This is a genomic window from Agrobacterium sp. OT33 (assembly GCF_017313365.1).
GTDB lineage: Bacteria > Pseudomonadota > Alphaproteobacteria > Rhizobiales > Rhizobiaceae > Agrobacterium > Agrobacterium rhizogenes_A.
In genome coordinates, this window is the sequence record NZ_JAFLMZ010000009.1 from 311,374 (window position 1) to 330,429 (window position 19,056).

Below are 19,056 nucleotides of genomic sequence, written 5' to 3' on the forward strand. Positions count from 1 at the left end.
GGGGAGAAGAACGCAAGACGCACCCGTTTGCCTATCATACCCGTGATGCCGGAACGTGGGCCAACATCGCCTCACATCCCCCGCACCCTCGGCTCATTCACCACCATTGTCGTCAGCGCCGTTATCGCCCAGACAAGTGCATCCAGCCGGTCGGGCGAGCGACCGGATGACAGGCCATCAGGTCCGAAATCCGTCATCTGGTCTTCGAGCTTCTCAAACCGAGCGGCGTGACGCACCCTGCCCTGCTCGTAAAGTGAGGCGACCGGCTCGGCGCGCGTAAACTTGCCACGGCTGGCCCGCACCAGAGTGAGCGGCAGGTCGGCGTCCACGCTTTGCAGCATCGCCCGCACCATCTCGCCACCCTGATTGACCTCCGCCACCACCCGGTCAGCCTCGTGGCGGCGGAAGGCGGCGACCACGGCGCGGGCCCAGCCGGCTGGCGTTTCGCCTTCCACCGAACAATCCGCAAGCACGGCGAGTTTGCCCGACATGCCAAGCCCGGCAACCACGATGCCGCAGCAGGAATTTTCACCTGCACCGGCAGGCGGATCGACCGCCACCACGATCCGCGAGAGCGGCTCATGCGTCACCTCGACAATTGCTTCCAGATCGGCGCGTTTCCACAAGGCGCCCTCGCGCTCGTCGATCAGCTCGCCGCCGATTTCCTGACGCCCCAGCCGCGTGCCGCCGTAACGGTCCTGCATGGCCTTCAGGAAACCGGGCGACAGGTTCTGCGCATTCATGGCGGTCGGCATTTGCGCAACCCGGGTCGAAGGATCGGCCAGCAGTGCCTTCAACAACGGAATGGGCCGCGGCGTCGTGGTCACCAGTTGCCGCGGTGCCTCGCCCAAACGCAGGCCAAATTGCAGCATGTCCCAGGTTTCCTGCGGATATTTCCATTTTCCCAGCTCATCCGCCCAGGCCATGTGGAATTGCGGGCCGCGCAGGCTTTCGGGGTCTTCCGAGGAAAACACCTGCGCCATCGCGCCATTCGGCCAGAGGAGCCGGCGGCGCGTGACCTCGAAAGCGGGACGGCGACGGCGGGCGATGCGGCAGATGCCGGAAATACCGTCGATCATCACCTCGCGGGCGTCACCCAGCGTCTCCGCAATGAGCGCGATGCGTAAATCCGATTGTTTGCCGGCGGAAGCAATGCCGTGCACCCACTCGGCACCGGCGCGGGTCTTGCCGGAACCGCGCCCGCCGATCAAAAGCCATGTCCGCCAGTCGCCCTCAGGCGGCTGCTGCGGCAGGTTGCCAAGGAAACGCCAGTCGCGCGAAAGGGCAAAGACCTGATCCTTGATATGAGGGTCGGGCGAAAGCTCCGTCATGCATCAGGTTCCCCGGATGCAACCGGTGTCAGCCCCGCCTCCAGCTTGGCGCGGCATTTCTGGTCGGCCAGTTCGTCGATGCGCCTCAGGAAATGCGCCACTGCGGCCTCGTAATCCTCGGCATCGGTTTCGTCCTCAGCGGCAAGCGCTTCCCTCTCTTCCGCCAGTACCCGTTGCAGCGCGTCGATCCGCTCCAGCGTGCGCACGATCAGCGAAAGCTGATCCGTCGCAGCCTTCACATCGGCACGCGCCTGTTTGCCGGGAGCGTCATCCGCAGCCCCCAACAGGGCCGTCTCGCTCTCCTGTCGCAGGGTGCGGTACAGGTGGAACTGATCACGCATCTCTTCCGTCATCTCATTCAGCATCTGCCTTAGCTCGCCGTTACGCGCCGCATCCTCGGCAGCCAGCTTGTCGGCCCGCGACTTTGTCTCAGGCGCGGTATCCAGCATGCCCTCGCCCGCATAGGCGGGCCGTTCCGGCCACGCGCTGTAGAGCGCCAGGTCGCAATTATCAGAATTTGTCATGGGATCGGCCTGAGAGAAAAATGGCAGTGACTGGCGTTACGTGACTCTGTCGCGCTATCGCCCGGTTTTTTTCTGAGACGAAGCATTTTTCTCCCCGTCATACCGGCCTTGAGCCGGTATGACGGGGAGAAAAATGCCTTGGTAAGAGAACTGGACAGCCAATCGGATAGACTGCCGTATCGCTGAAAAATATAGGAAGGCTCGTCATCAAACCCGAAGGCAACCCTTCGAACCGGCCTCTGCCGTCAGCCGCAAATCTCCGACTGTAGCCAAACACTACCAAACCACCGTCACGGTGTAAAGGATTATTTTCCTATTTTGATGATTTTTATCCTGCCGACAGGATTTGCACCCTCGCCCGCCGCATATTACACTCCGCGCCAGGCAGCGAGCAGAAGGGGCAAGTCAAGTTGGTGAAACAATGGGTTGGGCGGTTGTTTGCGGGTCTTTCGGCAACCGGCATCGTCTTCGGCACGGTCCTGTTCTGCGCTTCGCTCACACCATCGCTTCTGCCGCGCACATGGCTGATGCAGGGGGTTCTGTGCGGGTTTTCCTTTGCCATCGGTTATCTGATCGGCGTCGCCCTGCACGCCGTCTGGGCCTATCTGGAACTGCCAGAACCCTCGCGCCACAATGTCCGCGGCGTTCGTTTTCTCATCGCGCTTGCCGCCGCCATCACGGCGATTGCGTTTTTGTGGCAGGCGAAGGACTGGCAGAATTCCATCCGCGTGCTGATGGAACTCGATCCGCTGCCCAGTGCCCATCCCACCAAGACCGGTGGCCTTGCCGTACTGGTCGCCACCATCCTGATTGGCGCCGGCCGGCTCTTCCAGCTTATCCGCCGGTTCTTTGCCGCGCGCAGCCGGCATTTCCTGCCGCGCCGGCTTGCCAATGTTCTCGGCATAGCCGCTGCCATCGTGCTGTCATGGATGCTGCTCAATGGCCTGATCTTCGATATCGGCCTGAAATTTGCCGATTCCTCGCTGAAACAGGTGGATGCACTGATCGAGCCTGACGTGCCGCGCCCCTCCGATCCACTGAAGACCGGCAGCAGCGCGTCGCTCATGACATGGGAATCGCTTGGCCGCCGCGGGCGGGAATTCGTGGCAGGCGGGCCTGAAGCGCAGGAAATCACCGCCTTCACCCATCGTTCGGCCAGCGAACCGCTCCGGGTCTATGCCGGCCTGAATTCCGCTTCGACACCCGAAGCAAGAGCCAAACTGGCGCTGGAGGAACTGAAGCGGGTCGGCGGTTTCGAACGCAAGGTGCTGCTGGTCGTCATTCCCACCGGCACCGGCTGGATCGACCCCGAAGCGCTGGACACGGTCGAATATCTGCATGATGGCGACATCGCCAGCGTCGCCGTGCAATATTCCTATCTTTCCAGCTGGATCGCGCTGCTGACCGAGCCTGACTACGGCGTTGAAACGGCTCGCGCGCTGTTTCAGGCCGTCTACGCCTATTGGACCACCCTGCCTAAGGAAACACGGCCGAAGCTTTATCTGCATGGCCTCAGCCTCGGTTCGCTCAACTCGCAGAAGTCCTCCGATCTTTACGATGTGCTGTCCGACCCGTTCCAGGGCACGCTGTGGAGCGGCCCGCCGTTCTCCAGCCCCACATGGCGCATGGCCACCAACGGGCGGGTTGAGGGCACACCGGCATGGCTGCCGCGTTTCCGCGATTCCTCCGTCATCCGTTTTGCCAACCAGTATACCACCGCCCATATGCCCGATGTGAAATGGGGGCCGATGCGGATCGTCTATCTGCAATATGCGAGCGACCCGATCACCTTCTTCGAAACCGCGTCGCTCTACCGGCGTCCAGAGTGGATGGCGCATCACGGGCCTGACGTTTCCACGTCGTTCCGATGGTTCCCGGTGGTGACGCTGCTGCAGCTCGGTCTCGATGTCGCTGCCGCCACCACCGCACCGATCGGTTACGGCCATGTCTATGCCCCGGAACATTACATCGATGCATGGATGGAGGTGACGCAGCCCGACGGCTGGAGCGCCGAGGAGATCCAGCGGCTGAAGATGTTCTTCAAGGCCCGCCGCGGCTCCACCGATCCGGCGTGAGCGCGACGGGCGTATCGCTTGCCGGCGTCAGCCCTTCAGCGCGTCCAGATGGTCGGCCACATAGGTTTCCAGCGAGCGCGGCGCGTGGCCGGTCAGTGTTTCGACATCGCCGGTTACCACCGCTGTCCAGCCTTCACGCACGGGATAAAAGATCGAGGCGAGGAAAGAGGCGTAATCCTTCGGCACGCCCGCACCAGTGAGGATGCCGATGAAGACCTCGTCCGAAACGGCGGCATAAGACACCGGCTTGCCGATCGCCTTTGAAATCACCGCGGCCGCTTCGCCGTAACCGAAGGCCTTCGGCCCGGTCAGGTTGAAGGCCTTGCCATTAAAGGCGTCGGAGGTCAGCGCGGCGGCGGCGCTGTCGGCGATATCGCGCACGTCGATGAAGCTCGACTTGCCCTCGCCGGCCGGCACGGCGATCTGGCCATGTTCAATCCCGGCCTTCCAGTAGCTGTGAAAATTATCGGCAAACCAGTTGGGGCGCAGGATGACGTAAGGCGTACCCGACGCGATGATCTTCAGTTCGATCTGGCGATAGGGAATGGAATCGTCGGCATCGACACCGAGGACGCTGAGGAAAACGATCTTCACCTTGCGACGCGCCGCCTCCTCGACAACGGGCGTCAAAGCGTCGATGGCGTCCAGACGCCCGCCCGCCAGGATCAGGAACAGCCGGTCCACGCCGTCGAATGCATCCGCATAAGTTGCCCGGTCGGTATAGTCGAAACGCACCCCTTCGGCGCCATCCGCCGCATTGCCGCTGCGCGAGGCAGCCTTGACGCTTTCGCCCTTTGCCAGAAGTGCCTTGACCAGCGGCGTGCCGATGGTGCCGGTGGAACCGATTACGAGTATCTTGCCTGTCATCTCAAATCTCCTTAGTATCTAATGGAAACCATGTTTCGGAAATACAGGTACTGCGTTTGCGAAATCATGAAAAGAGAGCACTTTTCGGTTATCTGGTTTCCTCGCGGAAACCGGCGTGGCCGTAAGAAGATGGAAAAGACCGATGGAAAACATCTATGACGTCTATGAGGACCGCTGCCCCACCCGCATGGTGCTGGACAGGATCGCCGACAAATGGGCGCTGTTGATCCTCGACAAGCTGCGGCGCGATCCCGTGCGCTTCAACCTGCTGCGGCGCGAGATCAAGGGCATTTCGCAGAAGGTCCTGTCGCAGACGCTGAAGAAGCTCGAGCGTGACGGGCTGATTTCCCGGCAGGCCTTTCCGACCGTGCCGGTAACGGTCGAATATTCGCTGACACCGCTGGGGCGGACGCTCACCGACACGGTGGCGGCGCTTGCGCATTGGGCGGAGGGCAATATGGACGCGGTGCTGGCGGCGCAGAGGGCTTATGACGAAAGGGCGGCGGCTTAGATGGTCTTCGCCCTCGCGTAGCGACAAAAGCCTTTGCCGCTTCGTTTTGTAGAACATTGCTTCCGTCATACCGGCCTTGAGCCGGTATCCAGCCAGCCCAAGTCCTTGGGCTGAAAGGACTCTATTCGCCGCGCAGACGCGCTGCGTCTGGATGCCGGATCACGTCCGGCATGACGGAGGTGGGTTTTGCGTACCTTACACTTCCCAAAACATCCCTACCGCGAAATCCGCGTCGACAGAATGATCGACGACAGCGTGCGCTCCACACCGTCAAGCGCGCCTATGCGGTCGATCAGCCGGTCGAGATCGAGGATCGAAGGGGCGGCCAGAATCGCAATCAGGTCAAATGTGCCGCTCACCGAATGCAGCGTCGTGACCTCCTTGATGGCGGCAAGTGCGGCGGTCACGCCGGGCAGCGCCTTGGGCGCAATGGTGATCAGCACATGGGCGCGCACCAGCCCGGAAAGATAGCTTTCCGAAAGCCTGAGGCCATAACCGGCAATCACGCCGTCTGCCTCCAGCCGCTCGATGCGCGCCTGCACGGTTGTGCGGGAAAGGCCGAGTTTGCGCGCCAGTTCCGCCACCGGCATGCGGGCATTTTCGGAAAGCAGGGCCAGCAGCGCCCGATCCTTGTCGGCGATCGTCATAATGATCAATCCTCTCGTCTAACTGTCCAATAATAGACCTCTATCTGCACATAGTGAAGCTGCGAATCGTCAATAGAAGCTGGCATTCTGTCTCTGAAGCGCATTCGTTGCGCAAAGACATGCGAATTTACTGCGGGGAACAAAAACATGAAAAACATTGTCGTCATCGGCGCGGGCAATATCGGTTCAGCCATCGCCTGGATGCTGGCCGCAACAGGCGATTATCGCATCACGGTTGCCGACCGCTCGGCCGACCAGCTGGCCAATGTGCCGGCACATGAGCGCGTCGATACCGAGATCGTCGACATCGCCGATCGCCCGGCGCTGGAAGCACTGCTGAAGGGCAAATTCGCCGTGCTGTCCGCCGCTCCATTCCACCTGACGGCGGGCATTGCGGAGGCGGCGGTCACCGTGGGCACGCATTATCTCGACCTCACCGAAGACGTGGAATCCACCCGCAAGGTCAAGGCGCTCTCGGAAACGGCCGAGACCGCGCTCATTCCGCAATGCGGTCTGGCGCCCGGCTTCATCTCCATCGTCGCCGCCGATCTCGCCGCCCGCTTCGACAAGCTCGACAGCGTGCGCATGCGTGTCGGCGCGCTGCCGCAATATCCGTCCAACGCGCTCAACTACAATCTCACCTGGAGCACGGACGGGCTGATCAACGAATATATCGAGCCCTGCGAAGCCATCGTCGAAGGCCGCCTCACCGCCGTTCCGGCGCTGGAAGAGCGCGAGGAATTTTCGCTCGACGGCGTTACCTACGAGGCCTTCAACACCTCGGGCGGCCTCGGCACGCTCTGCGCCACGCTGGAAGGCAAGGTGCGGACGATGAATTACCGCACCATCCGTTATCCCGGCCATGTGGCAATCATGAAGGCGCTTCTGAACGACCTCAACCTGCGCAACCGCCGCGATGTGCTGAAGGACCTGTTCGAAAACGCCCTGCCCGGCACCATGCAGGATGTGGTCATCGTCTTCGTCACCGTCTGCGGCACCCGCAACGGCCGTTTCCTGCAGGAAACCTATGCCAACAAGGTCTATGCCGGCCCTGTTTCCGGCCGGATGATGAGCGCCATCCAGATCACCACCGCAGCCGGCATCTGCACGGTTCTCGATCTGCTCGCCGAGGGTTCCCTGCCACAGAAGGGCTTCGTGCGGCAGGAGGAAGTGGCGCTGCCGAAATTCCTCGAAAACCGGTTCGGCCGGTATTATGGCTCACATGAGCCGCTGGCCCGGGTGGGATAAGGGAAACAGCTTTTTTCCGTCATGCCGGACTTGATCCGGCATGACGGTGAGGATGACGAACCCATCACGTCCCGCAAAACGTCCTGAACACCCGCTCATGGCTCATCGGCGGCTGCATGTAGACAAAATTGTCCGGCCGCTCCTCGAAGGGCGTCGCGATTGCCGCCAGCATGGCGTGGAAAGGCTCGAAATCATCCTCTTCCACCGCCGCCTCGATCAGTTCCTCGATACGGTGGTTGCGCGGGATGACCGCCGGATTGACGGACAGCATTGCCCGTGACCTGTCGGCATCGGAGATTTCTTCACGCCCGGCTCTTTCGCGCCAGCGGGCCAGAAATTCGTCGGCCCCGGCAATATCGATGAACATGCCGCGAAATGGTTCGGCATCGCCATTCGCCGCGTGGGAAAGACGCCGGAAGGTCTGCGTGTAATCCGCCTCTGACGCCTGCATCAGAGCCAGAAGTGCCTGCACGAGATCGAGATCGCCTTCCTCTTCCAGCGTCAGGCCGAGTTTTTCGCGCATCCCGGCCAGCCAGCGTTTGGGAAAGGCAGCGGCGAAATCGGCTAGCACGGCGTTGGCAAGTTGGGCGGCCTTTTCCACTTGAGGATCGAGCAGCGGCAACAGGCATTCCGCCAGCCTGGCGATGTTCCACTGGGCGATGCCCGGCTGGTTGTTGAAGGCATAACGGCCCTGCGCATCGATGGATGAGAAGACCTTGTTGGGGTGGTATTCATCAAGGAAGGCGCAGGGGCCGAAATCGATGGTCTCGCCGGATACCGCCATATTGTCGGTGTTCATCACACCATGAATGAAACCCACCATCATCCAGCGGGCAATAAGGTCGCACTGCCTTTCAGCGATGCCGCGCAGCAGCGCCAGATAGGGGTTGTCCGCATTTTTCGCATCGGGATAATGGCGGTCGATCACGTGGTCGGCAAGGTTTTTGATCGCCTCGTCATCCTCGCGCGCGGCGAAGAACTGGAAGGTGCCGACACGGATGTGGCTTGCCGCAACACGGGTGAAGACGCCGCCCGGCAGCCCGACCTCGCGCTGCACCCTTTCGCCGCTCAGAACCGCCGCCAAGGCCCGCGTGGCGGGAATGCCAAGCGCAAACATAGCTTCCGAAACGATATATTCACGCAGCACCGGTCCGAGGGCGGCGCGCCCGTCGCCCCTGCGCGAAAAGGGCGTGGGGCCGGAACCCTTGAGCTGGATATCCCGCCTCCTGCCATTCGCGTCGATCACCTCGCCGAGAAGAATGGCGCGGCCATCGCCCAGCTGCGGCACAAAACCGCCGAACTGGTGGCCGGCATAGGCCATCGCCAGCGGCTCGGCCCCCTGCGGCACGACATTGCCGGAAAAGATCGCCGCCAGCCTTTCATCGTCAAGGCCGGAAACATCCAGAAGGAGTTCGTCTGCCAGCTTGCGATTGAAGGCGATGAGGCGCGGCGCCTTCACCGGCGTCGGCAGCACGGCGGCGCTGAACCGCTCCGGCAGGCGGGCATAGGAATTGTCGAATCTGATCACGGTTAAACTCCCTGCTTTTGCCTTTATATGGGGCGGCAAGGCCGCAGTTGCGAGCGATAATACCGTCACACCGTGCCTATAACGCCACTCATTGTATTTTGCGCAATGAACTTTCCAGCGCCATCATCGTTCCTATGCTTGACCCGCAGAATGCCGAAATGAAAGGAACAGCAATGAGCGTCGTTGAAACCGTGACGGAAGTATCGGAAAGCGCCATCCGCACCCTCCACACCGACCTGCCGGTCAACGCCACCTTCCATGTCTGGCTGAAGGCGAAAAAGGCGGCCGAACCCGGTGCCGTCTCCTTCTCCAACCAGAATGGAAAATTCGCTGAAGTTTCAAGCATCAATACCGAAGAGTTCGGTTTTCGAATCTATCAGGTGTTCGGCGGCGGCCATGTGGAGCTGAGCTATGACACGGTCACGACCGCCGTTTCCGTCATCTACTGGTTCACCGCTTCGGATGTGCTGGAAACCGGCATCACCGTCGTCCACACCAAGCCTGATAACGCCGCTCCCGAGCTGCCCGATAGCTATCACTTCCGCCCGCCATTCGGCTGGATGAACGATCCGAACGGGTTTGGCCGTTTCGAAGGCCGCCCGCATCTGTTTTATCAGCATTATTCGCACGGGCTGCGCTGGAACACCATGCATTGGGGCCATGCCGTCTCCTCGGACTACCTGCGCTGGCGGCATCTGCCGATCTTCCTGTTCCCCTCCGAAGACCTGACGACGCGGCCGGACAAGCGCGGCGGCGCCTATTCCGGCTCCACCATTCCGCTGGTGGAAGGCACCGGCATCCGCGTCTTCTTCACCGAACAGGTGCAGGACCGTATTCCCGAACAGCAGATCCAGCTCACCGCCACCTCTTCCGATCTCATCATGGCCGGGCAGGCAGAGGTCGTTCTCGCCCACCGCCCGGACGGACAGGGGCTGACGCCGGATTTCCGCGATCCTTACGTGTTTCGTGGTCCCGACGGGCTCTGGAAAATGGTGCTCGGCAGCCAGAGCGATGGCGGCGGCGTCATCCTGCTTTACGAGACGCAGGACCCCACGGCGGCCTCCGGATGGACCTATGTGGGCAAGCTGTGGGTGGAAACACGTTACAGGACGACCGCCATCGAATGCCCCTGCCTGCTGCCGCTCGACGGTCCGGCCAATGCCCGCTCCACCCGCTGGGTTCTGGTCTACGGGCTGATGCATTCCGAAGACCCGGAAACCGGCCGCAAGAACCTCACCATGGCCGATGTCGGCTGGTTCGACGGCAAGGCCTTCACCAAAGAATTCGGTCAGGAACTGGATTTCGGCACCGACAACTACGCCTTTCAGGCCTTTCTGGATGGTGACAGCATCATCGGCATCGGCTGGCTCGCCAATTGGGCGGATGCCAATCCGGAAATCGATTTTCCCACCTCCATGACGCTGCCGCGCCGGATTCATTACCTCAACGGTGAGCTTCTGACCCCGCCCATCGGCGCGGCGGAAAGCCTGCGCAGCCATATTCTCGACCGCACGCGCCTTGCCGCCGGCGAACGCGTTACCTTCATCAACGGAGCGGTGGAAATATTGTTCGAGCTTTCCTCACCCGGCGCGCCTTTCGAACTGGCGCTGGAGCACCCGACGGTCACGCTCGGTCTCGTCTCGGATGACACCGGCCTGTGGATCCGTCATGAGGATGGGCGGGACGGCGCTTCGCCGCATTACATCGCCAAGGGCGCAAGGGCCTCTCGCCTCAGGATCTTCCTCGATTACGGCTCCATCGAGGTCTTTGCCAACCGGGGCCGGTATGTCGGCACAAAACGCATCGAGGGTTTCGAACCCGTGCGTTCGGCCGTGCTGAAGGCGGCACCGGGCGCGGTGGTCCATGCCACGACGTGGGCGCTGCGCCCCTGAGGAACCTTTTGGCGGACCGGGCGGTTGATCATTCAGAAACAGCCGACCAGACCCGCAAAAGGAGAAACGGCATGACCAAAATCCGCGATACCAGCGATCCCATCCTGTTCCCGACCGAAGCCAATGAAAACAGGGCCGAGAAAAAACGCGCCGGCAAGGGCATCATCATCATTATCGGGGCAATCGCGATCATGTCCTTCGTGGTTTACCTGGCGGCGATCACCATCGCCACCACCCAGTCGTAACCGCTTTCCGGCGCGCGGCGCTCAGCGTGATGCACCGCGCAGGCCGCGGGCAGTCACAAGCGCGATGAGCGAGACCAGAACACCCAGCCCGTAAAGATACACCATCGGCATCGTCACATCGGCGCTTTCGATCTGCGCAACGAGATCGGTGGCGGCTGCGACGGTGCCGCTGGCGCCTGCGCCTGCCGCCGCACCCAGTGTCGAAACAGTGGGCAGCAACGCGCCCGTCATCTTGCGCTCTTCCTCGGGCGCAGCCTCCATGGCGGCCTGGCTGATGCCGGCCCATGACATGCCGAAGGCGGAGCCGATGAGGATTTGTCCCAGCAGCATCTCGCCCCAGTTTCCGCTCGCAAGCCCCAGCCCCAGCAGGGCGCAGCCCGGCACCATCTGGTAGGGGCCGTAATGCAGGCAAATTTCCCTGAGTCGGCCGAAGCGCAGGCTGCCGATCAGCATCGCCACGAAGCTCCAGGCAAGCGGCATCGTCACCACAATGAAGCCGGCGAAGGTCGGCTCGTAGCGCCACAGGTTGATGGCGACGTAAGCGAGATAGACGCTGCCCAGCGCATGGGCATAGGACATCAGGAACAGCACCCAGAAACCACTGCCAAGCACGGTTTTCAACCGGAAGGAATCCCTCGGGAAAAGCCCGGTGGAGGGCCGGATGCCCGCCCGTAGAGAAGCCCATAACAGCGCCGCACCCGCCAGCAGGGAAATCGCCCGCAGGCTTGCATCCTCAAAGGCGGAAGGCGCGGAAAAGGCCAGTGCGCCGACGAGGCACAGAATGAGGGGCACCAGCGGTTTGCGCGTTGCCGCCACCGGCCGCTCGACTGAGACGGCGACGGTCGTGTAGACCAACAGCAGCACGATCAGCGGCGCCGACAGCAGGAAGGTGGCGCGCCAGGACATGTGCTCGGTGGCGAAACCACCGGTCAGCGGGCCGATAAACGAGGCGACCGCCCAGATCGCCGCCTCGATGGCAAAGACCTTCGGCAACAGGCCGGAGCGGAAACCGGCGGGTATGAGGCTGTAGCACACCGCCACGATCAACCCGTCTGCCAGCCCCTGCAACGCCCGGCCGACGACGACCCATAAAAAATCCCCGGCGATTGCGGAGAGGACCGAGCCGAAGGAAAAGATCAGGCAGCACAGAAGCAGAACGGCGCGCGCGCCAAAACGCTCGCGAAACAGCACGGCGGTAACACCGCCGGCCACGGAGCCGACGAAATAGAGACTATAGGCCCAGCTGTAGAAGGCGGCGCCGCCGATTTCGTTGACGGCGACAGGCAAGGCCGTCACCACCGCGAACTGGTTGAAGGCGTGCAGGCCGATACCGGAGGATATGACGGTCAGAAGCGAGAGGTTCGCTCCGCTCAGCAATTCGCCCCAGCCGTTTTTCTCCGTCATTTCCATACTCGTCAAAGCCGTATCCTTTCGATTTTTGCGATACGGCGGGCAAACTAGAACCTCAAGCACCATTGAGGTCAAGTCGGCTTTTTCATGCAATCCGACCTGAAGGAATTCCACGGCGGCAGGAACCCTGCACGCGCCCGGGCCGTTTGCCAAGTGAACCGACAGAAAGGACACCGTCATGGACCGCAGGAAGATCATGCCTCTCGACGAAGACGCCATGGACGAGGATCTGCTTGATCTCGACATCGACGCCCTTCCCGCCAAGGGAGAAATCCCGCAATCCATCGAACAGGAAATCGAGGAGGAAGAGGCCGAGAGCGAGGATGACCCCTACCAGGAAAGCGACGAGGCCTTGCCCGACGATGTCGAGGAACGCGTCATCAACCGCAATCCCTCGCGGGAAGGCGGGGCTTTCGATGAGGTTTAGGGAAGATTCGGGGCGCGACGAGACACAAGGCGCGTGAGCATATGTCGCAGATGCTCCTGCCCGCCGAAAAAGACTGCGAGAATACGCACGGTCTTTTCACCTTCGTCGACATCGAAATAAAAGACAGCCTGATTTTTCGTTACCCGGCGAAGGCCAGGTAATATTTCGTTCAATAACGTCCCCTGAAAAGGCGCTTTGTGAAGCGCTTCCATATCCGCTTCAATTGACCCAACGCGTCGTGCAGCGCGCGCGAAAGCCCCCGGCAAAGCATCACCAAGGTCGAGATAGGACTGGATGAGATGGTCGAGAATGAGGCCGAGGTCCTGATCCGTCTGTGTCGAGCGCACGACCTTAAAGGCCATAGCCGGCCTTCTTGGCTGCTATCATCGCTGTGGTTCTGTCTTTGCCGTCTTCCACGGAGACGAAGTCGCCCTGCCCCCGCTCGACCAGCAAATCACGAAGCGCCGCAAGCTCGGCGTCCTTCAGCTCGGTTTCCTGCCGGAGCAGTTCCAGCCCGCGCTGAACGACGGCACTGAGGCTGGCATAACGCCCTTCCTCCACCAGCCGGCGGGCGAAGCTGTCCTGCTGATCGGAAATGGATACGGACGCCTTGACGGACATTGCGGCACTCCTTTGGCATGGAGAATGATGCTACTCAGTAGCACACCCTCCATGTTCATTCCAGCAAGAATGGCTTTCAGCCCACCCGTTCCGGCGAATAACCGGCATCGCGGATCGCCGCTTCCGCCGTTGCGGCGTCACCCGTTACCGTGAGTTTGTGGGTGGCGAGATCGATGCTGACGGACGCGTCGGGCAGCACGTCGGCGAGAGCGCCGCGCAGGGTCTTTTCACAATGGCCGCAGGTCATGTCCGAAACGAGGAAGGTGGTTGCACTCATGGTTTTTTCTCCTTTTGACCGGTAGCGATATGGTCGCGCCGGCTTTCATTGCAGTTCAGTGGGTTCTTGCCGGCTCGCCGACGCTCTTTTCAGCGCCCGCGAGATCGTCGAGGATGGGGCAATCGGGCCGGTTATCGCCGCCGCAGCAATGGGCGAGATGCGACAGCGTCTTCACCATGCTCTTCATCTCGGCGATCTTCTGCTCGAGATCGGCGATATGGACGAGCGCGATCTCCTTCACCGCCGAACTCTCGCGGCTCTTGTCCTGCCAGAGTTTCAGCAGCGTCTCGGTTTCTTCCAGCGAGAAACCGAGCGTGCGCGCCCGCTTGATGAAGCGCAGATTGTGCACGTCCTGCTCGCCATAGACCCGGTAATTATTGCCGGTGCGGGCGGCGGGGGTGATGAGGCCGATCTGCTCGTAATAACGGATCATCTTGGCGGAAACGCCCGATGCTTCCGATGCCTGGCCGATATTCACGACGTCACCTCCCTGTGAGCGACCTTCGCCCGTTTCAACCGCAGCGCATTGGCAAGAACAAAGACGCTGGACAGCGCCATCGCGCCCGCGCCGATCATCGGCGACAGCGTGATGCCGAAGGCGGGATAAAGCACGCCCGCCGCAACCGGTATCAGCGCCACGTTATAACCAAAGGCCCAGAACAGGTTTTCCTTGATGTTGCGCATGGTCGCCCGGCTCATCTCGATGGCATTGACTGCGCCGAGAAGATCACCGCCAACCAGCACCACATCGGCGCTTTCGATGGCGACATCCGTACCCGTGCCAACGGCGATACCGATATCGGCCTCGGCCAGTGCCGGCGCGTCATTGATGCCGTCGCCGACGAAGGCCAGCACCTTGCCGCCGGCGCGCATCTCATGGATCGCCTTCACCTTGCCTTCGGGCAGCACTTCCGCCACGACGCGGGAGATGCCGACCTGCCGGGCAATGGCGTTTGCCGTGCGTTCATTGTCGCCCGTCACCATCGCCACTTCGATGCCCATCGCCTGCAACGCTTTGATCGCAGTGACACTTGAGGGTTTCAGCGGATCGGCGACGGCAATCGCAGCCGCCAGCCTGCCGTCGATGGCGGCATAAAGCGGCGTCTTGCCCTCGTCACCCAGCCTTGCGGCGGCTTCAGCGAAAATCTCCACGGAATGGCCGAGTTTGGCCATGAACCGATCTGCGCCGACTTCGACCCTGCGGCCATTGACGGTGGCCGCGATGCCGTAACCCGTGACGCTTTCGAAGTTCTCGACGGTCGGGGGTTCAAGTCCCTCTCCCGCTACCAACCCTCGATCTTCCGCAGCACGGACGATGGCTTCGGCAATCGGATGTTCCGAACGGCCTTCGACGGCGGCGACCAGCACCAGCACTTCGTTATCGGCAAACCCTTCCGCAACCACCAGATCGGTCAGTTCCGGACGGCCCTTGGTGACAGTGCCGGTCTTGTCGACCACGACGATCTGCGCCGAGCGCAGTTCCTGCAGGGCCTGCCCCTTGCGGAACAGCACACCCAGCTCCGCCGCCCGGCCGGTGCCGACCATGATCGAGGTCGGCGTGGCGAGACCCATGGCGCACGGGCAGGCGATGATGAGCACCGCGACCGCATTGACCAGCGCGAAAGTATAGGCAGGCTCGGGACCGAAGATCGCCCAGACGATGAAGGTCAGCACCGCAATCGCAATGACAACGGGCACGAACAGCGCGGTAACACGGTCGACCAGCAGCTGGATCGGCAGTTTGGAGCCTTGCGCCTCCTCCACCATGCGGATGATCTGCGACAGCATGGTATCCGCGCCGACCTTGGTTGCCCTAAATTTGAAAGCGCCGGTCTTGTTGATGGTGCCGCCGACGACCGCTGCGCCGACCGTCTTTTCCACCGGCACGGGTTCGCCGGAAATCATCGATTCATCGACATAGGACGAGCCTTCGACGACTTCGCCATCCACCGCCAGCCTTTCGCCGGGACGGATGACGACGATATCGCCCGTCACCAGATCGTCAGGGGAAATATCGATGGTCGCACCGTCGCGCTCCACCCGGGCGGTCTTCGCCTGCAGGCTCATCAGCTTGCGGATGGCGTCTCCCGTGCGGCCGCTGGCGCGGGCTTCGAGAAGCCGTCCGGTCAGGATCAGCGTGACGATGACCGTTGCCGCTTCATAATAGACGAACTGCGCCTCTGCCGGCAGCAGATCGGGCGCGAAGGTCGCCACCACGGAATAAAGATAGGCCGCCGTGACACCCAGCGCCACCAGCGAGTTCATTTCCGGCGCGCCGCGCAAGAGTGCCGGAAAACCGGTCTTGAGGAAGCGCAGGCCCGGCCCGAAAATCACCGCCGTCGCCAGCACGAAATAGATGTAATAGAGGTTCTGCGTATCGATGATGCCCATCAGCCAGTGATGCATCGGCTCATAGAGATGGCCGCCCATTTCCAGCACGAAAAGCGGTGCCGTCAGGATGGCGGCAATCGTCAGGTCGCGTTTCAGCGCGCCCTCTTCACCCGCATGGTGCATATGGTCATGGCCGCCGCTTTCGCCGGCCATCGCCATCTGGCTGTGGCCCTGATGATGTCCATGGTGCTGGCTTTGGTGCTGGCTTTGGTGCTGGCTGTGGTCTTGATGGGCGGAATGATTGTGCGGCTTGCGTGTCGTCAGCGCAAAGCCGGCGAGCTTTGCCGTTTCCACCAGGGCATCCCGCTCACGGCGGCCACCGATGGTTTCCACCGCCACCTTGCCGGTTGCGGCGTCCACCTTCACGTCGACGGTGGTGGCGACGGCGTCCAGAACGGCTTTCAACCGCCCGGCATCCGCGTCATTGCGCAGGCCTTCGACGGCAAATTCATGCCGGTCCGGTGCGATATTGTAACCGACCTTCTTGATGGCGGCACCGAGCGTCCTGGCTGAAAAGCCCTCGACGGGCTCGACGGTGAGCTTCTTCGTGGCGAAGTTCACCGAGCTTGAGGCGACGCCCGGCACCTTGGCCGCGGCCGTTTCCACCCGCCGCACGCACGACGCGCAGGTCATGCCTTCCACGGGAATGGAAACCGGTTGGTTCGAATGGGCGTGTCTGACTGTCTCGTTCATGGGAAATCCCCTTTCGAGACCCTATGTAGGGCTTCCCATGATGGGAAGGTCAAGGTATGGGCAAGCTTTTTGTTGAACACACAATCGTGAGCACTGGCACCGGCCATAAAAGCAGGGATTTCCGCCGTTCACCTTGGCTGTCAGATAACCGCGCAGTCGCCTCAGACCGCCACGCGTCTGGCAAGATAAACCGTCGCCCCACCGCATTGCGGGTCATTGACGATGTGATCGAGAAGCCGGAACCCATGTGCGGCGAGCAGGCTCTCATAGTCGTCGCGTGCAAGGCTGGCATGATAAAGCGGCTTGCCCTGAAACGTGCCTATCGCTTCGCCCTGTCCCGGCCCGGCCGTGAACATCAGGGCCGCACCGTCATTGGCGTGCTGGCGGAAAATGCCGAACATCCGACGTTGATCCTCGGGTTTCAGGTGGAAAAAACTGTGCCAGGCGATCAAACCGTCAAAACGGCGACCGAGAGCCAGCTCGCGCATATCGGCAACCGCCCAGAGATTTTCCGGAAACCGGTTGCGGCAAAGTTCGATCAGCGGCAGGGACGCGTCGATGCCCGTGACGTCATAACCACTGGCGATGAAATAGCCGGCAATCGGTTCACCGGAACCGCAGCCGATATCGAGAATGGAACCGCCACCGGGCAAAAGCGAAGCGAACCTGTCCAGCCATGATTTTTCGGCAAGGGAACGGCCGCGCTCTTTGTCGAAATCGGCGCCGTGTTCGGTATAAAGCCCGATGACATCGCGGGAGGCGTTCGACATTTTTTGATGTCCTTTCCCGGGTTCAGGGCAACACGGCCACGCCATCCTTTACCGATGCACCGCCAGCCGCGGAATATCGCGCAGGAAGGCGTCGCGTACGGCGGGGCCGAGCGGTTCATTCGACGGTTTGTCGGAAACGCGCAGCCTTGCGAAGACGATGTGCTGGCCTTCGCGCTCCGCCCAGCCGACGAACCAGCCGAAGGGGCGGTTGCGGTCGGGATTGCCTTTTTCGTCACGCATGTAGCCGGTGCCGGTCTTGCCATGCACGGCCCAGCTTTCCGGCGCATCGAATACCGGCACGATCGCGCGTGTCTTCGCCTGCGCGTCGCGGGAAAAAGGCAGGTTGCCGGCCAGCAGACGACGGATGAAGCCCACCTGTTCCACCGGTGAGATGGTCAGCGACGCGCCGAGCCAGGAATGGGTGAGGCCATTGTTCTTGCCCGGTTCGCCGGATACGTCGGCGTTGCCGTAACCAAGGCGCTTGACGGAAGCGGCGAATTTTTCCGGACCGAGGCGGCGGGTGATTTCGCGCGAATACCACAGAACCGAATCCTGCTCCCATATGGAGGGATCGACCGTCTTGCGGTCGGCGGCGCGGGCCTCGGTACCCGGTTTCCAGTCCCATGCGGGCGTCTTTTCATCCTGAAGGATGCCGGCATCGAAGCCGATCAGCGCCAGCGGTACCTTGAAGGTGGAGGCCGGCGCAACGCGCTGGTCGCAGGCGCCCTGCTGGTTGATGATTGCGCCGGTCTCGATTGACGTGACCAGCGTGCATTCAAAGGCCTGGGGCTGTTGCTGGGCGGAAACGGAAAGCGGCAGGAGCCCCGGAAGGGCAAGGCATGAAAGAACGATGGCGGGCAGCCGGTAGCGCATGCGTTTTGATGTCCCTCGTCCGCTTTTGCGGATCATTTGCCGGAATGGCCGGAAGCTGTCTTTGATTTCAGACAAGTCGATCCCGAAACCGTGACCGCTTTCGGATGACATGCATTAGGAGACGGATGGGGCAGGAATAGGACCAAAACAAGAATTGACGTCTTCCGTCAGGTCCGCTCCCTTTCGCCCGCCGTCTCACCCACTGTCAGGGGCCAGTCGACCACATAATCCTCGAAGTCGTCAACATCCACATCGGCCTCGCTGACGGTGCGCCCGCGCGCGGAAATGCCGGCCTGATGCACCGTCTGCGTATCGCCGGAAACGAGATAATGCCACCAGTAGAGATCCTTGCCATCGCGCACCAGCGCATAGGCGCAGGTGGGCGGCAGCCAGCCGATCTCATGCACCTTCTTCAGGTCAAGCTGGATACAGTCCGGCACGGTGGCGCGGCGGTTTTCGTAGTCGGAGCACCGACAGCTCTCGCCGTCGAGCAGCACGCAGCGAACCGAGGTGAACACCACTTCGCCGGTGTCCCAGTCCTCCAGCTTGTTAAGACAGCACAGGCCGCAACCGTCGCACAGGCTTTCCCATTCCTCGCCGGTCATCTCGGGAAGCGTTTTGGTTTTCCAGAACGGCGCGTCATTCATCGTTAACATTTCCGTCTCATTTTGATCTCCTGGTGGGCCCAGGTTTAACCGGTCCCTAATCCTTTATATCGTATCGCCA

Annotated in this window: 20 protein-coding genes; 6 read left to right on the top strand and 14 right to left on the bottom strand. The window is 61.6% G+C overall.

Going from position 1 to position 19,056, the window contains the following annotated elements; translation table 11 throughout:
* Positions 1-71: 71 nt before the first annotated feature.
* Positions 72-1,331 (bottom strand): DNA-packaging protein, encoded by a 1,260-nt coding sequence (locus tag JZX88_RS21815; RefSeq protein ID WP_206914679.1) that lies wholly within the window; start codon positions 1,329-1,331, stop codon positions 72-74.
* Entirely contained in the window at positions 1,328-1,855 is a 528-nt protein-coding gene (locus JZX88_RS21820; protein ID WP_206914680.1) for a hypothetical protein, read from the bottom strand. Before JZX88_RS21820 ends, JZX88_RS21815 begins: the two co-directional genes overlap by 4 nt.
* Before the next feature lie 434 nt (positions 1,856-2,289).
* Here JZX88_RS21820 and JZX88_RS21825 point away from each other — a divergent pair, with 434 nt between their 5' ends.
* Entirely contained in the window at positions 2,290-3,930 is a 1,641-nt protein-coding gene (locus JZX88_RS21825; protein ID WP_206914703.1) for an alpha/beta-hydrolase family protein, read from the top strand.
* A 27-nt stretch (positions 3,931-3,957) separates the two neighbouring features.
* Here the strand turns inward: JZX88_RS21825 and JZX88_RS21830 are convergent, their stop codons facing one another.
* Positions 3,958-4,797, bottom strand: a complete 840-nt coding sequence (locus JZX88_RS21830) for an SDR family oxidoreductase (protein ID WP_206914681.1) — start codon at positions 4,795-4,797, stop codon at positions 3,958-3,960.
* Between the two features lie 142 nt (positions 4,798-4,939).
* On the opposite strand from JZX88_RS21830, the gene JZX88_RS21835 reads away from it, so the two are divergent.
* Positions 4,940-5,308 carry a helix-turn-helix domain-containing protein gene (locus tag JZX88_RS21835; RefSeq protein WP_065115193.1) on the top strand — a complete coding sequence of 123 codons (369 nt, stop codon included), beginning with the start codon at positions 4,940-4,942 and terminating at the stop codon, positions 5,306-5,308.
* 215 nt (positions 5,309-5,523) lie between these two features.
* Here JZX88_RS21835 and JZX88_RS21840 read toward each other — a convergent pair whose 3' ends face one another.
* A complete protein-coding gene (locus JZX88_RS21840) occupies positions 5,524-5,955 on the bottom strand; it encodes an Lrp/AsnC family transcriptional regulator (protein WP_052817598.1) in 432 nt (143 codons plus the stop codon).
* A gap of 147 nt (positions 5,956-6,102) precedes the next feature.
* Between JZX88_RS21840 and JZX88_RS21845 the strand changes: the two genes are divergently transcribed.
* The gene (locus JZX88_RS21845; protein WP_110757503.1) at positions 6,103-7,203 is read left to right on the top strand and encodes a saccharopine dehydrogenase family protein; all 1,101 of its coding nucleotides are present in this window, start codon (positions 6,103-6,105) and stop codon (positions 7,201-7,203) included.
* Positions 7,204-7,267: 64 nt separating this feature from the next.
* Here the strand turns inward: JZX88_RS21845 and JZX88_RS21850 are convergent, their stop codons facing one another.
* Positions 7,268-8,728, bottom strand: coding sequence for a protein adenylyltransferase SelO family protein (locus tag JZX88_RS21850; RefSeq protein WP_206914704.1), 1,461 nt, complete (start codon positions 8,726-8,728; stop codon positions 7,268-7,270).
* A 176-nt stretch (positions 8,729-8,904) separates the two neighbouring features.
* Here JZX88_RS21850 and JZX88_RS21855 point away from each other — a divergent pair, with 176 nt between their 5' ends.
* Both JZX88_RS21855 and JZX88_RS21860 read left to right on the top strand, forming a co-directional pair.
* Positions 8,905-10,623 (top strand): glycoside hydrolase family 32 protein, encoded by a 1,719-nt coding sequence (locus JZX88_RS21855; protein WP_206914682.1) that lies wholly within the window; start codon positions 8,905-8,907, stop codon positions 10,621-10,623.
* Between the two features lie 71 nt (positions 10,624-10,694).
* Complete coding sequence (locus JZX88_RS21860) at positions 10,695-10,868, top strand: hypothetical protein (RefSeq protein WP_077767646.1); 174 nt, start codon at positions 10,695-10,697, stop codon at positions 10,866-10,868.
* Between the two features lie 21 nt (positions 10,869-10,889).
* On the opposite strand, the gene JZX88_RS21865 is transcribed toward JZX88_RS21860, so the two are convergent.
* Positions 10,890-12,278: an MFS transporter gene (locus JZX88_RS21865; protein ID WP_174029215.1), complete on the bottom strand. Its 1,389-nt coding sequence runs from the start codon at positions 12,276-12,278 to the stop codon at positions 10,890-10,892.
* 178 nt (positions 12,279-12,456) lie between these two features.
* On the opposite strand from JZX88_RS21865, the gene JZX88_RS21870 reads away from it, so the two are divergent.
* On the top strand, positions 12,457-12,705 hold the full coding sequence (locus tag JZX88_RS21870) for a hypothetical protein (RefSeq protein WP_206914683.1): 249 nt from the start codon (positions 12,457-12,459) through the stop codon (positions 12,703-12,705).
* On the opposite strand, the gene JZX88_RS21875 is transcribed toward JZX88_RS21870, so the two are convergent.
* The 8 genes from JZX88_RS21875 to JZX88_RS21910 all read right to left on the bottom strand — a co-directional run bounded on the left by JZX88_RS21875 (position 12,702) and on the right by JZX88_RS21910 (position 18,977).
* Positions 12,702-13,067, bottom strand: coding sequence for a type II toxin-antitoxin system RelE/ParE family toxin (locus tag JZX88_RS21875; protein WP_206914684.1), 366 nt, complete (start codon positions 13,065-13,067; stop codon positions 12,702-12,704). The genes JZX88_RS21870 and JZX88_RS21875 overlap by 4 nt on opposite strands.
* Positions 13,057-13,326, bottom strand: coding sequence for a type II toxin-antitoxin system ParD family antitoxin (locus JZX88_RS21880; protein ID WP_065115187.1), 270 nt, complete (start codon positions 13,324-13,326; stop codon positions 13,057-13,059). The genes JZX88_RS21875 and JZX88_RS21880 overlap by 11 nt, the downstream gene beginning before the upstream one ends.
* Before the next feature lie 76 nt (positions 13,327-13,402).
* Positions 13,403-13,603, bottom strand: a complete 201-nt coding sequence (locus JZX88_RS21885; protein ID WP_065115186.1) for a heavy-metal-associated domain-containing protein — start codon at positions 13,601-13,603, stop codon at positions 13,403-13,405.
* Positions 13,604-13,658: 55 nt separating this feature from the next.
* A complete protein-coding gene (gene cueR / locus JZX88_RS21890) occupies positions 13,659-14,081 on the bottom strand; it encodes a Cu(I)-responsive transcriptional regulator (protein ID WP_065115185.1) in 423 nt (140 codons plus the stop codon).
* On the bottom strand, positions 14,078-16,687 hold the full coding sequence (locus JZX88_RS21895; protein WP_206914685.1) for a heavy metal translocating P-type ATPase: 2,610 nt from the start codon (positions 16,685-16,687) through the stop codon (positions 14,078-14,080). Before JZX88_RS21895 ends, cueR begins: the two co-directional genes overlap by 4 nt.
* Before the next feature lie 161 nt (positions 16,688-16,848).
* The gene (locus JZX88_RS21900) at positions 16,849-17,457 is read right to left on the bottom strand and encodes a class I SAM-dependent methyltransferase (RefSeq protein ID WP_206914686.1); all 609 of its coding nucleotides are present in this window, start codon (positions 17,455-17,457) and stop codon (positions 16,849-16,851) included.
* A gap of 48 nt (positions 17,458-17,505) precedes the next feature.
* A complete protein-coding gene (blaOXA, locus tag JZX88_RS21905) occupies positions 17,506-18,330 on the bottom strand; it encodes a class D beta-lactamase (protein ID WP_065115180.1) in 825 nt (274 codons plus the stop codon).
* A gap of 167 nt (positions 18,331-18,497) precedes the next feature.
* The gene (locus JZX88_RS21910) at positions 18,498-18,977 is read right to left on the bottom strand and encodes a YcgN family cysteine cluster protein (RefSeq protein ID WP_174029018.1); all 480 of its coding nucleotides are present in this window, start codon (positions 18,975-18,977) and stop codon (positions 18,498-18,500) included.
* Positions 18,978-19,056 lie beyond the last annotated feature (79 nt).

What these genes read in the sequence shown, in the direction of transcription:
- JZX88_RS21815 (WP_206914679.1), bottom strand. Translation starts at nt 1,331, where the DNA reads ATGACGGAGCTTTCGCCCGACCCTCATATCAAGGATCAGGTCTTTGCC.
- JZX88_RS21820 (WP_206914680.1), bottom strand. Translation starts at nt 1,855, where the DNA reads ATGACAAATTCTGATAATTGCGACCTGGCGCTCTACAGCGCGTGGCCG.
- JZX88_RS21830 (WP_206914681.1), bottom strand. Translation starts at nt 4,797, where the DNA reads ATGACAGGCAAGATACTCGTAATCGGTTCCACCGGCACCATCGGCACG.
- JZX88_RS21835 (WP_065115193.1), top strand. Translation starts at nt 4,940, where the DNA reads ATGGAAAACATCTATGACGTCTATGAGGACCGCTGCCCCACCCGCATG.
- JZX88_RS21840 (WP_052817598.1), bottom strand. Translation starts at nt 5,955, where the DNA reads ATGACGATCGCCGACAAGGATCGGGCGCTGCTGGCCCTGCTTTCCGAA.
- JZX88_RS21845 (WP_110757503.1), top strand. Translation starts at nt 6,103, where the DNA reads ATGAAAAACATTGTCGTCATCGGCGCGGGCAATATCGGTTCAGCCATC.
- JZX88_RS21855 (WP_206914682.1), top strand. Translation starts at nt 8,905, where the DNA reads ATGAGCGTCGTTGAAACCGTGACGGAAGTATCGGAAAGCGCCATCCGC.
- JZX88_RS21860 (WP_077767646.1), top strand. Translation starts at nt 10,695, where the DNA reads ATGACCAAAATCCGCGATACCAGCGATCCCATCCTGTTCCCGACCGAA.
- JZX88_RS21865 (WP_174029215.1), bottom strand. Translation starts at nt 12,278, where the DNA reads ATGGAAATGACGGAGAAAAACGGCTGGGGCGAATTGCTGAGCGGAGCG.
- JZX88_RS21870 (WP_206914683.1), top strand. Translation starts at nt 12,457, where the DNA reads ATGGACCGCAGGAAGATCATGCCTCTCGACGAAGACGCCATGGACGAG.
- JZX88_RS21875 (WP_206914684.1), bottom strand. Translation starts at nt 13,067, where the DNA reads ATGGCCTTTAAGGTCGTGCGCTCGACACAGACGGATCAGGACCTCGGC.
- JZX88_RS21880 (WP_065115187.1), bottom strand. Translation starts at nt 13,326, where the DNA reads ATGTCCGTCAAGGCGTCCGTATCCATTTCCGATCAGCAGGACAGCTTC.
- JZX88_RS21885 (WP_065115186.1), bottom strand. Translation starts at nt 13,603, where the DNA reads ATGAGTGCAACCACCTTCCTCGTTTCGGACATGACCTGCGGCCATTGT.
- JZX88_RS21895 (WP_206914685.1), bottom strand. Translation starts at nt 16,687, where the DNA reads ATGAACGAGACAGTCAGACACGCCCATTCGAACCAACCGGTTTCCATT.
- JZX88_RS21900 (WP_206914686.1), bottom strand. Translation starts at nt 17,457, where the DNA reads ATGTCGAACGCCTCCCGCGATGTCATCGGGCTTTATACCGAACACGGC.
- blaOXA (WP_065115180.1), bottom strand. Translation starts at nt 18,330, where the DNA reads ATGCGCTACCGGCTGCCCGCCATCGTTCTTTCATGCCTTGCCCTTCCG.
- JZX88_RS21910 (WP_174029018.1), bottom strand. Translation starts at nt 18,977, where the DNA reads ATGAATGACGCGCCGTTCTGGAAAACCAAAACGCTTCCCGAGATGACC.